This is a genomic window from Paenibacillus sp. JQZ6Y-1, from assembly GCF_040719145.1.
Classification (GTDB): Bacteria; Bacillota; Bacilli; order Paenibacillales; family Paenibacillaceae; genus Saccharibacillus; species Saccharibacillus kandeliae.
The window spans coordinates 2829080-2842932 of record NZ_JBFDUZ010000001.1 but is presented as its reverse complement, the minus strand read 5'-3'; the positions used below and the strand labels follow the sequence as shown (position 1 = coordinate 2842932).

General features: G+C 45.1%; 10 protein-coding genes. 9 read left to right on the top strand and 1 reads right to left on the bottom strand.

What is annotated here, in order from left to right; translation table 11 throughout:
• The first annotated feature begins 480 nt into the window (after positions 1-480).
• Positions 481-1812 carry a PhoH family protein gene (locus ABXR35_RS12165; protein ID WP_367060119.1) on the top strand — a complete coding sequence of 444 codons (1332 nt, stop codon included), beginning with the start codon at positions 481-483 and terminating at the stop codon, positions 1810-1812.
• A 151-nt stretch (positions 1813-1963) separates the two neighbouring features.
• Here the strand turns inward: ABXR35_RS12165 and ABXR35_RS12160 are convergent, their stop codons facing one another.
• Positions 1964-3106 carry a hypothetical protein gene (locus tag ABXR35_RS12160; protein WP_367060116.1) on the bottom strand — a complete coding sequence of 381 codons (1143 nt, stop codon included), beginning with the start codon at positions 3104-3106 and terminating at the stop codon, positions 1964-1966.
• A gap of 197 nt (positions 3107-3303) precedes the next feature.
• On the opposite strand from ABXR35_RS12160, the gene ABXR35_RS12155 reads away from it, so the two are divergent.
• The 8 genes from ABXR35_RS12155 to ABXR35_RS12120 all read left to right on the top strand — a co-directional run bounded on the left by ABXR35_RS12155 (position 3304) and on the right by ABXR35_RS12120 (position 13661).
• Positions 3304-4305, top strand: coding sequence for a ketopantoate reductase family protein (locus ABXR35_RS12155; protein WP_367060113.1), 1002 nt, complete (start codon positions 3304-3306; stop codon positions 4303-4305).
• Positions 4306-4698 (top strand): DUF3397 domain-containing protein, encoded by a 393-nt coding sequence (locus ABXR35_RS12150; RefSeq protein ID WP_367060110.1) that lies wholly within the window; start codon positions 4306-4308, stop codon positions 4696-4698. It begins immediately after the preceding gene.
• 200 nt (positions 4699-4898) lie between these two features.
• Positions 4899-6566 carry a peptide ABC transporter substrate-binding protein gene (locus tag ABXR35_RS12145; protein WP_367060107.1) on the top strand — a complete coding sequence of 556 codons (1668 nt, stop codon included), beginning with the start codon at positions 4899-4901 and terminating at the stop codon, positions 6564-6566.
• Between the two features lie 251 nt (positions 6567-6817).
• Positions 6818-7750: an ABC transporter permease gene (locus ABXR35_RS12140; protein WP_367060104.1), complete on the top strand. Its 933-nt coding sequence runs from the start codon at positions 6818-6820 to the stop codon at positions 7748-7750.
• A gap of 54 nt (positions 7751-7804) precedes the next feature.
• Positions 7805-8671 carry an ABC transporter permease gene (locus ABXR35_RS12135; protein ID WP_367061400.1) on the top strand — a complete coding sequence of 289 codons (867 nt, stop codon included), beginning with the start codon at positions 7805-7807 and terminating at the stop codon, positions 8669-8671.
• Positions 8672-8690: 19 nt separating this feature from the next.
• Positions 8691-10460: an ABC transporter ATP-binding protein gene (locus tag ABXR35_RS12130; RefSeq protein ID WP_367060102.1), complete on the top strand. Its 1770-nt coding sequence runs from the start codon at positions 8691-8693 to the stop codon at positions 10458-10460.
• A 162-nt stretch (positions 10461-10622) separates the two neighbouring features.
• Positions 10623-12269, top strand: a complete 1647-nt coding sequence (gene bshC / locus ABXR35_RS12125; RefSeq protein WP_367060099.1) for a bacillithiol biosynthesis cysteine-adding enzyme BshC — start codon at positions 10623-10625, stop codon at positions 12267-12269.
• A 129-nt stretch (positions 12270-12398) separates the two neighbouring features.
• Positions 12399-13661: an adenosylhomocysteinase gene (locus ABXR35_RS12120; protein ID WP_367060096.1), complete on the top strand. Its 1263-nt coding sequence runs from the start codon at positions 12399-12401 to the stop codon at positions 13659-13661.
• Positions 13662-13853: the final 192 nt, after the last annotated feature.

Sequence of the window (13853 nt, the reverse complement as noted above, 5' to 3'; positions counted from 1 at the left end):
GCGACCCACCTTTTCCTATTCAGGAGAAGGTGGGTCGTTTTTTATTTGGGCTGTTATTGGAGTTAGAGTCTTTGTATAACAAGCAGGATAATATAGAAATCGCAAGAAACCAAGACAACAATCCTCACGTTTTACATGTGCAATATTTGTGCTATACTATGCTTGCATCTACCTTTACAGACATTCAAGCAAGTGACTGGGGGACATTCGTATGCCGCAATCGATATACATCACTGCAAGCTGCAACGTTGTTACCTGTTGTGGAATGATGAATATTGCCCTCGTCTGCTGTCATGGAGATGTTCAAGACAAGCAATGGTGTACGCCTGTATATGGGATGGGAAAGGTCTGGCTTTGAACACAGTCAGGCTTTTTTGGTTTTCATTCAGAGGAGGGTGAGGCTTGGCGGTTCAGGAAGCGGGAAGCATCAACTGGAGGCATCAGCGATCACAAACAATTCGTACCCAGGGGGGACTCTCCATGAAAAAGATTTTTGTATTGGATACCAATGTGCTTCTTCACGATCCGAATGCCATTTTCGCTTTTGAGGAAAATGATGTGATTATCCCCGCCGTTGTTTTGGAAGAGATTGATTCCAAAAAACGCAATGCCGACGAGATTGGTCGTAATGCCCGTGGTGTCTCCCGTTCATTGGATGCACTGCGTGAAATAGGTCATTTGCATGATGGAGTACAGCTGGAAAGCGGCGGTACGCTCCGTGTGGAATTGAACCATCGCAGCTTTGCTCGCGTGCAGGAAATGTTTGGCGAGATTACAAACGATAACCGCATTTTGGCGGTCGCACTAAACTATAAAATGGAAGAGGACGAAGCCCATAGTGGTCGTCACGTTGTACTGGTTAGTAAGGATGTGCTTGTTCGGGTCAAAGCAGATGTACTTGGCGTACAGACCGAAGATTATTTATCCGACCGTGCTGCCGAGCCGAATGAGATGTATACAGGCTATACAACGTTCAAGGTACATCCATCGGTGATTGATGAATTTTATAGCCATCGGTTTTTGCCGGTATCTTCGTTACATCTCAGTTATGTATTGCATCCGAATGAATTTGTTATTTTAAAAGACGAAATGGGCAGCGCCAAATCGGCATTGCTCAAAGTGAGTGCCGATAGTAGCCGATTGGAGCCGCTATTCCTGAGTAATGAGCCGGTATGGGGCATCGCTGCCCGTAATGCGCAACAGCGGATGGCGCTGGAACTGCTGCTTAATGATGATATTCCGCTCGTAACAATCAATGGGAAAGCAGGAACTGGTAAAACGCTGCTAGCGCTTGCCGCGTCTCTGTCCAAAGTCGAAGACGAGCAAAAATACAAAAAATTGCTGATCGCTCGTCCGGTAGTACCGATGGGGAAAGACATTGGATATCTTCCGGGAGAAAAGGATGAAAAGCTACGTCCGTGGATGCAGCCGATTTACGATAATCTGGAATTTCTATTTGATACGAAAAAAGCTGGCGATATTGATAAAATTCTGATGGGGCTTGGTAGTATTCAAGTGGAAGCACTCACCTATATTCGTGGTCGCTCGATTCCGGGGCAGTTTATCATTATTGATGAAGCACAAAATCTGTCTCGCCACGAAGTGAAAACCATCGTATCCCGTGTTGGTGAAGGTAGTAAAATTGTACTCGTCGGTGACCCAGATCAGATTGACCATCCGTATTTGGATTCCATCAGTAATGGATTAACGCATGTAGTCGAGCATTTCAAACAAGAAGGCATTAGCGGTCACATTACGCTGGAGAAAGGCGAGCGCTCCAAACTCGCTCAACTTGCTGCCGATCTGCTCTAGACTGCGAATGGCTTTCATGTACGAATTGGTGAAGGATTATCTACTGTAACACGTATCATGTGATATGAATCAAGGCACCATAATCAAAAAAACGCCGACTGCTATTCGCAGCTCGGCGTTTTTTGGTTATGACAAGGTACTGATTTCATTGTTAGAGAGATAATTGCAGCTCAATCTGCATATTCTGCCCGGTCATGATCACCTGTTTCGCTTTGAGATACGAAATAATCTGCCCCGGATAAAAGCCAAGATCAAACTGGTTTTCTAACGATTGGCTAGTGGTGTCTGGTAATGTCAGACCATTGAATACCAAACGGTCTACATGGAATCGAAGGGAATTTTGTGGCTGTTCTTCCACTTCGTAATGTCCGGTAATCTCCAGCTTCAGATTTCCTTCCGAGCCATTCACTACAATGCCCTGATCTGTAAAAAGGAATTGAAAGCTTTCTGGCATACCTGCTTGACTATGCAAAAAATCATTTAATTGTTGTTCACTGATCGTAATTGTATAATTACGCCCTCGCATCTGAACCGCATCCGGCTGAGATTTTAAAAAGGAAGGAAATTGATCCATTGAGCGCGCCAGAATACGAAAATAATTTTTTACTTCATATAAACCAATATTTTCCCAATACGCATTGAATTCATTCATCAGCTCGCGTGTAACCTGTGCATTCGAGGAACCTGCCAGTCCGCTATGAATGCGACGTTGCAATTGTACAACCCGCGTTTTCTGTTCTTGCAGTCGGCTACCGATTTGTTGCAGCTCTGCTGAGGTTCCAGCAAGCTCATTGCGTTTGGATTGTAATTCATTGTATTGCTGCTGATAGGACTGCATAATATCATGGTCATGATCAATAATCATGCGATAATATTCATAAAAAGTAATCATACCTGATAAGCTACCACTACTAAACAAAGCTGCCCATAGCTGTTCTCTTTCTCCCGTATAATAAGCAATCAGCACACGATCCGATTGTTGTCTCGCTTGATCCAGTTCATGCTGGCGAACGACCAGATCCTTTTCCAACTGTCGATAATGATGCTGTGCAGCTTGCTGTTCCTGCTGCACTCGGGCAATTTCCTGATCCAATTCATGTACTGACAAGCTATCCTCTAGCAAGGCACGGGTATGCTCATCCAACTGATTCATATTGGGAGCAGATTGTGAAGAGGACGTAACCAGTGATGACGAAGCAGCAGAGTGAGCAGAAGGTAGAATAAGGCAAGGGAACAATAAGGTGCCGCATAAAACAAGACAGACGACCCGTGGATTTGTATGAAATGGTTTCATGAATCGTCTCCTCCTTGTATAATAAATAATTAGTATTCCTTTTTAGTGGATAACCTATGTATCGATTGTGTATGTTGAACACACACAGTTGGTGATAGAGCAGATAGAGAGCTTTGATTCCATTTGATTAGCTAGTGAGTAGTAAGCTAACATGCTTATGTTTATTGTATCGTATTGACCAGCAGGAGGGAAACCATATGATCATTGATATTTGGGGCGGAGGAGCATTAGGTTTACTTTTTTATAGCAAAATGTCGCCATATCTTGCGGATGACCAGTTAAACTTATGGTGTCGCAGACGCGAGCAAGTAAATCGGATTGTCAGCGAAGGCATACTATTCTGCGATCATGATGAAGCAGAACCGCAAAAGATAGTTCCTCATACAGCTTCCGGTACTGCTATCTATTGTACAGAGGAGCAGCACCCTGCATCCTTGCCACCAGCTGATATTGTAATCGTTACCATCAAACAGACCCATCTTACCGATTCGTTCATCCAGCAGCTCCATGATCGAGTGAAGGATGGCACTACCATTATTTGTATGCAAAATGGGGTGCGCGCAGATAATCCTTGGCCTACCTCATGGCAGGTTTATGCCGCGATTACGACAGAAGGCGCAAAGAAATCATCCGACAATCAAGTGACCCATGCGGGTCATGGACAAACAGTCATAGGTCAAATGAACAGCTTATATAGTTCGAAGGATGCAACATCTAATATGACAATATGCACGCAGCATGAACATGATCACCTGTCTTTTTTAATAAATTTGTTTCAAAAGGCAGGATTCCAATCTTCTTTGTCGAAAGATATCGGGAAGGAAGTATACCGGAAGTTGATCATCAACGCCGTGATCAATCCTTTAACCGCATTATGGCGCGTGCCGAACGGAGAATTGCTGGCAAGCGACAAGCGGATGAATTTGATGCGACGGTTGTTCATGGAAGCGGTTGAGGTATATGAAAGAAATCATATTCCGTGGTGTCCACAATGGTGGGATGACGTGCTTAGTATATGTCGTGCGACATCAGCGAATACCTCATCCATGCTTGCAGATGTGCAGCACAATCGGCGTACCGAAATCGCTTGGATCAACGGCACGATCACTGAGCTGGCGCGTCGCACCGGTTATCGTGCAGAAACGCATGAATGGATATGCCAGTTCATTGAACCATTGACAGTAGAGGAGGCTCCGTAAATGGGAGGATTGTTTGGTTGGCTGCTGAATGGCGCCATATTTTTAAGCCTTGTTCCCTTTATTCCTTTTATCGCTACTTATTTCATTATGATTCTGCGCAAAAAGGATAAAAAGCAGGCAATCGCCTCCGCTATGGATGTGACGACACCATTTCTGTATATTTCGGTGGCAGCTTTATTTAACACAACGTTTAATAGCGGGCTTGGGTTTTACATCTTTTTGCTTATTTTGCTCCTTGCAATCGGCTTGATTGGAAGCGCTCAGAACCGAATGAAGGGCAAAGTTGATTTCCAGCGATTATTTCGAGCGGTATGGAGACTTTCGTTTTTCTTTCTGAGCTTAGGTTACATCGTCCTGCTATTGATCGCGATTTTACAATACATATCACGCTAAACGTGTCGAAAATTGGTAAAAAATTGCTTGATGTCAGGTATTCGACCGTGGTGTGGAGCCTAATTTACGCTGCAATGTGACAAAAATGTTGAAAAAAACGAAAAAAAACGATTTTTTTAACGTTGAGATATAGATTTTTTTGACCACTGGTTGTATAATCTAAAAGCATATACCACATTTTTTTAGGGGGAAACTGCTAGATGAAAAGGAAAAGTTGGTTAGTACTTATGGTACTCGTACTGGCGTTCGGATCATTGCTTGCAGCATGCAGCAGCGGTTCTAACAGCAGCACAGGTACAAGTGGAGAATCAGGAGAAGGAACGACAGCATCACAAGATCTCAAGATCAATATGAGTGCTGAACCTCCAACTTTTGATCCAGCTCAGGCAAAAGATAGCCAAACAAATACTGCCCTGAAGCTGATGTACGAAGGTCTGACACGCATGGGCGCGGATGGTAATCCAGCTCCAGGCGTAGCTGAGAAATGGGACGTTTCCGAAGACGGTTTGAAATATACTTTCCACCTTCGTGATAATGCAACCTGGAACAACGGCGAGCCTGTAACAGCAGAAGATTTCGTTTATGCTTGGCAACGCGTATTGAGCCCAGACACAACTCCAGCATCTGAATATGCTTACCAGCTTTACTACCTGAAAAACGGCGAAGCTTTCAACACTGGTAAAATCAAAGATTTCTCCCAGGTTGGCGTAAAAGCGGTTGACGACAAAACGCTTGAAGTAACGCTGCAAGATCCGGCTCCATACTGGTTGGGTCTGACTTCCTTCTACACGTACTATCCTGTAAACAAAAAGAATGTTGAAGCCAATCCTCAATGGGCTTCCAAAGCAGATACTATGGTTACCAACGGACCATTCACAATGACTACCTGGACTACAGGTCAGCAATTGGTTTGGACGAAAAACGATAAGTATTGGGATGCAAGCAACATCAAGCTGAACACAATCACTTCTTCCCTGGTGAACTCTGGCGCAACTGAATATGCAAGTTACCAGAGCGGTCAGTTGGATTATGCTGGTGCACCTACTGGTGAGATCCCAACCGATCAAATCCCTGCTGCAAAACAACAATACCCAGACCAATTCAATGCAAAAGGTATTGCAAGTACGTACTACTATGAATTCAACAATAAAGAAAAACCTTTCGATAACGCTAAAATCCGTAAAGCATTCGCTATGTCGATCAACCGTCAAGCGATTGTGGATAACGTAACACTGGGCGGTCAAATTCCAGCTTATGGCTTTGTACCTCCGGGTATCAAAGGTCAAAACGAAGAATACCGCACAGAGGTTAAAGACAGCTACTTTACTGAAGATGTAGCACAAGCTAAAACATTGCTGGCAGAAGGTATGAAAGAAGAAGGTATCACTACACTGCCTGCAATCACACTGATCTACAACTCCAGTGAAGCTCACCAAAAAGTGGCTCTGGCAATTGCAGATATGTGGAAAACAAACTTGGGTGTCGATGTTAAAACCGAAAACCAAGAGTGGAGCGTATTCCTGAACAACCGTCAAAGCGGTAACTACCAAATCGCTCGTGCTGGTTGGACAGCTGACTACAATGATCCAATGACATTCATGGATATGTGGGTAACAAAAGGCGGTAACAATGACGCTGGTTACGCTAACTCCGCGTATGACAAACTGATTGCTGATGCAAAATCGACGCAAGACAACGCAAAACGCATGACAGATATGGCGCAAGCAGAGAAAATGCTGATTCAAGACGATATGGCAATTATGCCAATCTACTACTACACTAGTATTTCTCTTGTAAAACCAAATCTTAAAGGTATTGTAGTTGATTTCAGTGGTGCAGTTGACTTCTCTAAAGCGTATTTCGAATAATTCAATAACTTATTTGGCAGTTAGATGATTGCTGCGGGATATATGTGGGGACTTTCCAACCATATATATCCCGCTTTTATGTGTGTTTTGCGTTTTACCATATATTGCTTTTTATAACGTTGAATATTGCAAGTTTTTAAACTTGTTTCTTTTAAATGATATGAATATGAACGCAGTTTTTTGCGAACTGTGGAAGGAATATTATGGTTGAACGTAAAATCTAACAACTAACAAAGGAGGGCTCCGGAGAAATGGTTAGATATATCGCCAGCAAATTTTTCTTTATGCTAGTGTCTCTATTTATCCTGGTATCACTGACATTTTTTCTGATGAAAATCATTCCGGGCGATCCGTTCATGTCCGAGAAGGCTGTACAGCCTCAAATTAAAGCGCGCTTGATGGCGCAATACGGACTGGACCAGCCTATTCCGGTACAATACGTTCGTTATCTAGGTAACATTGTTCAAGGTGATCTTGGTATTTCCATGAAATATCAAAATCAGGACGTAACCGGACGCATTGCACAAACATTTAAGCCTTCCCTGCAAATCGGTATTTTTGCGATCATTATTTCGATTGTGGTCGGTATTATACTCGGTATGGTAGCAGCATTGTATCATCGTAAATTGATTGACCATGTAGCCATGATACTCGCGATTCTCGGTATAGCGGTTCCGAGCTTTGTGCTTGCAACGCTTATTCAGTATCTATTTGCCCTTAAACTGGGTTGGTTCGATGTTATGGGCTTTAGTAAGCCAAGCGATTTTGTATTGCCGGTCGCAGCACTTGCTGTTCAACCGATTGCATTTATCGCTCGTCTGACTCGCTCTAGCATGCTCGAGGTACTGAATTCCGATTACATCAAAACAGCCAAAGCCAAAGGTCTGAACGGCTTTACCATCATGACACGTCACGTTGTACGTAACGGTATTTTGCCAGTTGTTACTTATGTTGGACCTATGACAGCGAACGTTATTACAGGTTCGGTCGTTATCGAGCAAATCTTCGGTATCGGCGGTATCGGTAAAGTATTCGTAGAAAGTATTACCAACCGTGACTATACCATGATCATGGGTGTAACGATCTTCTACGGCGTTATTCTGATGTTGGCTCGTTTTATTACAGATATCTTATATGTTCTGATTGATCCTCGTATCAAACTGTCAGGCAAAAAGGGGGCATAAACGTTGGCAGCAAATGGAAACCAAACTCCAAACCCTACACCGGGTGATGTAACGATTGATCCGACTGCACAGCAGAAGAGTGTCTCCCTGTTCCAGGATGCAATGTATCGTTTGACTCGCAATCCTGTAGCCATGATCAGTTTGGGAACACTGCTGGTTATTATTCTTATGGCAATTATCGGTCCACATATGGTGGCGTTTAACTATTACAGCAATGATTTGATGAATACCAACAAACCGCCTTCAGGTGAGCACTGGTTCGGTACCGATAATCTCGGCCGTGACATGTGGGTTCGTACTTGGATGGGCGCACGTATTTCCCTGATCGTCGGTTTCTCCGCAGCATTGATTGACTTGCTGATCGGTGTCATCTACGGTGCAATTATGGGTTATGCAGGCGGTCGTACCGACGAGATCATGAACAAAATTTCCGAAATTTTGTACTCGATTCCTTACCTGCTGATCGTAATCCTGTTGCTCGTTGTTCTGGAGCCAGGTCTGCCGACAATCATCTTCGCACTCGCCGTAACTGGTTGGGTAACGATGTCTTGGATTGTCCGTGGTGAGATTATCCAATTGAAAAACCGAGATTTCATTCTCGCAGCACGTTCCATGGGTGCAGGTGCAGGACGCCAATTGTTCAAACACCTGTTGCCAAATGCACTGGGACCTATTATCGTAACAGTAACGCTTTCCGTTCCAAGTGCGATCTTCTCCGAGGCTTTCCTGAGCTTCCTCGGTCTAGGTGTACAAGCACCTGTATCGTCGCTCGGTTCTATGATCAATGATGCGCTGCAAGGTTGGAATCTGTATCCTTGGCGTATGTGGTTCCCTGCTGGTCTGATCTGTTTGACTATGCTGGCATTTAACCTGCTGGGTGATGGTCTGCGTGACGCACTGGATCCGAAACTGAAAAAATAATTCATAGGAGGTGGGCTTAGTGGAGAAAATCTTATCAGTACAAAATTTGAGCGTATCCTTCAATACTCGTGCCGGTGAATTTAAAGCCGTTAAAGATGTCAATTTCGAGATTGGCAGAGGGGAAACGCTGGGTATTGTCGGGGAGTCCGGTAGCGGTAAGAGTGTAACAGCTCAAACAATTATGCGTCTGATTCCTTCTCCGCCTTCTATTATTAAAAGTGGAGACATTACTTTCTTGGGCGAAAGCCTGCTGAAAAAATCCGATAAGCAAATGGAGACAATTCGCGGTAAAGACATCGGTATGATTTTCCAAGATCCGATGACCTCGCTGAATCCAACCATCAAAATCGGTAAACAAATCACAGAAGTGTTGCGCAAGCACCAAAAGCTGTCTGCGACAGAAGCGAAAAAATCAGCGATCGAAATGCTGAAACTGGTCGGCATCAAAAATGCCGAAGTTCGTTTCAATCATTATCCGCACCAATTTTCTGGTGGTATGCGTCAACGTGCCATGATCGCGATTGCACTCGCTTGCCGTCCGGCATTGCTGATTGCCGATGAGCCGACTACAGCACTTGACGTAACGATTCAAGCGCAAATTCTCGATCTGATGAAAGATATGCAGCAAAAGCTGGGTACTTCCATCATTCTGATCACGCATGATCTGGGCGTTGTTGCTGGCATGTGTGACCGCGTCGTTGTTATGAAAGAAGGGGATGTTGTCGAAACAGGCACAACCTCCGAAATCTTCAAAAACGCACAACATCCGTACACCAAACGTCTGCTTGGCGCGTTGCCGCGTCTGGACGAGCCGAAAAAACCGAAGCTGGCTTCTGCCATTGCTGGTCTTGATCCAACTCGTCCACTCGTAGAAGTAAGCAATCTGCGTCAGCATTTTAATCTGGGTAAAGGCAATATCCTCAAAGCTGTTAACGACATCAGCTTCAAAATCTACGAAGGTGAAACACTGGGCGTTGTAGGCGAATCCGGTTGTGGTAAATCCACAACAGGTCGTACGATGCTGCGTCTGTATGAGCCAACGGGAGGAAGCGTTAAATTTAACGGTACAGATATTTTCAGCCTGTCCCCACGTAAGATGAAAGCAATGCGTAAAGATATGCAAATGATCTTCCAAGATCCATACGCATCTCTGAACCCACGCTTTAACGTTATGGACATCATTGGTGAATCGCTGGACATTCATGGTCTGGCAGGCAGCCGTGCTGAACGTAAAAAACGCGTAGAAGAACTGCTGGACATGGTTGGTCTGAACGCTAGCCATGCAATGCGTTACCCGCATGAGTTCTCCGGTGGTCAAAGACAGCGTATCGGTATCGCCCGTGCACTGGCAGTCAATCCAAAATTCATCATCTGTGACGAGCCGTTGTCGGCACTGGACGTTTCGATCCAGGCACAGGTTGTGAAATTGCTGGAAGATCTGCAACAGCGTCTCGGTCTGACATACCTGTTTATCGCGCATGATCTGTCTATGGTAAAACATATCAGTGACCGCGTTGCTGTTATGTACATGGGTAAAATCGTGGAACTGGCAGAAAGTGAAGAACTGTATGCTAACCCACTGCATCCGTACACCAAAACCCTGTTGTCTGCGATTCCGATCCCAGATCCAGAGGTAGAAGTGAACAAACGCAGAATCCTGCTGCCGGATGAGCAACAAGCACCGGTAGAGTCCGCTAATCCGGGCGCTCCGAAAGATCCATTCGACCTCGACAACTCTGAACTAATTGAAGTATCGCAGGGACACTGGGTTGCTCAACCGATCAACTAATCAATGATATGCAAAAACCGCCATAATATTGGCGGTTTTTTTGTTTTTTTCAAAATACAAAAAAGATGGTTGAATGCTTTGACTAAAACTGGATACTTTCGTACAATCAAATAAGGTTTAGAAAGTTACATTAAGTAACAACGATGAGGAGGACCTTACCCCATGAATGTAGTTCCGGAGAGGCTACCTGCGAATCAGCCGCTTGCAGAGCGGTATATTAATGATTTTGCATCGGTAAGCAGCTTGTATAATATGAATGTGACTGATCCGCAGACATGGGCGCAGCGTGCCGCCTGGCTGGATCAAAATAAGCACTCCCGGATTGAGCGTGGAGCGTTAGTGGATTGTCTGACAACTTACAATCTTGCCTATAACGATCATGAAGCTGTGCGTCAAGCACTGCATACGCTGCGTCAGGAAGATACGCTAACGGTGGTAGGTGGTCAGCAGAGCGGTCTGTTTACCGGTCCACTGCTGGTTATTTATAAAGTCGTTACACTCATCCTGTCCGCACGTGAAGCTTCGGCGAAGCTAGGACGCCCAGTGATACCGGTGTTCTGGATTGCTGGGGAAGATCATGATTGGGATGAAGTTAATCATACGTATTTGCCCGATCTGCACGGAGAAGCAGTCAAAATTCGCATGGAGCATGAACGCGGTGGTCATTCACCAGTGAGTCGTACGGAGATTACCGAAGCTCATATTCAGCCAGTGCTGCACCAGTTTGAAAGTCTGTTGCCGGATAGCGAGCATAAAGCAGAATGGATGGCAGAGCTGTCTCGATGTATGCGGCAGTCCGACAATCTGAGCGATGCGTTTGCCCGTCAGCTGGGTCGTTTGTTCGGTCGCTTTGGCTTGATTTTGCTGGATTCGGATCATCCCGATCTGCGTGAGCTAGAAAAACCGGTATTCCGCAACATCATTCAGCACAATGACGATTTGACGAAGGCATATGTGGCATCGGCAGAGCAGGTTCGGGCTGCTGGTTACGAGGAGCAGGCAACCGTTGCTGAGGATAGCGCCAATCTGTTTTATATCCATACCGATGAAGTGTACAATAACGAGCGTTTGTTGTTGTTCAAGCGAAATGGTTTATTTACGGACCGCAAAGGGTTAGTCACCTTTACCCGCGAGGAATTGCTGGATATGGTAGAGCAGCATCCAGAACGCTTTAGCAACAATGTGTTGACGCGTCCGCTGATGCAGGAATCGCTATTTCCAGTGTTGGGTACGATTCTAGGAACAGGCGAGATCGCTTACTGGGCGTTAACGCGTCAGGCGTTTGACGTACTGGGCTTGCAAATGCCACCAATTGTACCGCGCATGTCGTTTACGATGGTGGAGGAAAAGATTCAGCAGCTTATGCAGCAATTTGATCTTACCTTTGACGATGTACGTCAACGGTTTGAAGAGATTCGTCAAGGCTGGCTTAGCGAGCAGGAGGATTACAATCTGGATGCGCGTTTCGAGCAGCTGCGTAAGCAGTTTACTGAGCTGTATCATCCGTTTGTGCAGTCATTATCTGACGTCGATCCGGCGCTTCTGCATATTGCTGACAATAATCAGCATAAAATAGAAGCACAGATCGACTACCTGTATCGTAAAAGTGTTCATGCGGTCGAAAAGCAGCATGAGGTGGGATTGCGTCGGTTGGATCGAATCGCTCATTCCCTTTATCCGTTTAACAAGCCGCAGGAGCGGACGATCAATAGCTACTATTATATTGGACGTTATGGCGAGCGCTGGTTGGACCAACTGCTGGCAGTTGAACCGGATTTGAACGGCGGTCACCGTCTTATTTATATGTAATGAGATAGCGAAGCAAAAGCAGCCAACAACAATTGTTGGTTGCTTTTGTTTTCATTCAACGCTTAATATGGAAGTATTGATGAATTTAAAAAAGATGACAGGCTCATCGAATAGTGGAGGAAATTAAATATGACATTGCCGTCCTTAGAAAAAAGCATCGTAGCGGACATGGCGCTTGCGCCGGAAGGGCACCGCAAAATTGAATGGGTGGCTTCCCATATGCCGGTATTGAACCGGATCAAAGAAGAATTCGAACGAGATCTGCCTTTTAAAGGATTGAAGGTTACAATCTGTCTGCATCTGGAAGCCAAAACGGCGTATCTGGCAAAAGTGGTACAAGCTGGCGGTGCGGAAGTCACAATTACTGGTAGTAACCCACTGTCCACACAGGATGATGTATGTGCTGCTCTGGTGGAAGATGGCATCACTGTATTTGCCAAATACAATCCGCAGCCTGCTGAGTACAAATCGCTCGTTCTGCATGCACTGGAAACACGCCCTGATCTGATCATTGACGATGGTGGTGATCTGATTACGCTGATGCACGGCGAACGTCCTGACTTGCTGGAAGGTATCCGCGGTGGTGCGGAAGAAACGACAACCGGCATTATTCGTCTGAAAGCTCTGCAAAAAGAAGGCACGCTGACCTTGCCGATGGTAGCGGTCAACGACGCATATTGCAAGCATCTGTTTGACAACCGTTATGGTACAGGTCAATCAGTATTCGATGGTATTATTCGTACAACCAATCTGATGATTGCTGGTTCCACTGTTGTCGTTGTAGGCTACGGCTGGTGTGGTAAAGGGGTAGCAATGCGTGCGAAAGGTCTGGGTGCTAACGTAATCGTAACCGAAGTGGATGCGATCAAAGCGGTAGAAGCACATATGGACGGTTTTCATGTGATGCCGATGATTGAAGCAGCCAAACATGGCAACTTCTTTATTACGGTAACTGGGAATAAGAGCGTTATCGTTGGCGAGCACTATGATGTGATGAAAGACGGCGCTATCGTATGTAATGCGGGTCACTTTGATGTTGAAGCGAACAAACCAGATCTGGCGGCACGCGCCGTATCGATCACAACAGCTCGCAAAAATATTGAAGAATACAAGCTGAAAGACGGACGCCGCATTTATTTGCTGGCTGAAGGTCGTTTGGTTAACCTTGGCGCAGCGGACGGTCATCCAGCGGAAATTATGGATATGACATTTGCTCTGCAGGCGGTTGGTCTTCGTTATGTGAATGAGAACTATGAGCAGCTTGGTGCAGGCGTCATCAACGTACCTTACGAGCTGGACGAGAAAGTAGCACGTTATCGTCTGGAAAGCGTCGGTATCGGTATCGACAGCCTGACAGATGAGCAGAAAAAGTATCTGGACAGCTGGTCTTAAGATATATTTCTTCCTTATATAAGGCCATACAATGCAAATATTCAACAATCAAGTTACTATGGAATGAATATGCAGAACATGGCTATAAGCAAAAAGCCCGATTTCTCCGATATAGGAGAGTCGGGCTTTTTACATGCTTTTTTGCAAAGCAACATGCTTCATTACATAAAAAATTAAAAAAAGTATAATTTT

What these genes read in the sequence shown, in the direction of transcription:
- ABXR35_RS12165 (WP_367060119.1), top strand. Translation starts at nt 481, where the DNA reads ATGAAAAAGATTTTTGTATTGGATACCAATGTGCTTCTTCACGATCCG.
- ABXR35_RS12160 (WP_367060116.1), bottom strand. Translation starts at nt 3,106, where the DNA reads ATGAAACCATTTCATACAAATCCACGGGTCGTCTGTCTTGTTTTATGC.
- ABXR35_RS12155 (WP_367060113.1), top strand. Translation starts at nt 3,304, where the DNA reads ATGATCATTGATATTTGGGGCGGAGGAGCATTAGGTTTACTTTTTTAT.
- ABXR35_RS12150 (WP_367060110.1), top strand. Translation starts at nt 4,306, where the DNA reads ATGGGAGGATTGTTTGGTTGGCTGCTGAATGGCGCCATATTTTTAAGC.
- ABXR35_RS12145 (WP_367060107.1), top strand. Translation starts at nt 4,899, where the DNA reads ATGAAAAGGAAAAGTTGGTTAGTACTTATGGTACTCGTACTGGCGTTC.
- ABXR35_RS12140 (WP_367060104.1), top strand. Translation starts at nt 6,818, where the DNA reads ATGGTTAGATATATCGCCAGCAAATTTTTCTTTATGCTAGTGTCTCTA.
- bshC (WP_367060099.1), top strand. Translation starts at nt 10,623, where the DNA reads ATGAATGTAGTTCCGGAGAGGCTACCTGCGAATCAGCCGCTTGCAGAG.
- ABXR35_RS12120 (WP_367060096.1), top strand. Translation starts at nt 12,399, where the DNA reads ATGACATTGCCGTCCTTAGAAAAAAGCATCGTAGCGGACATGGCGCTT.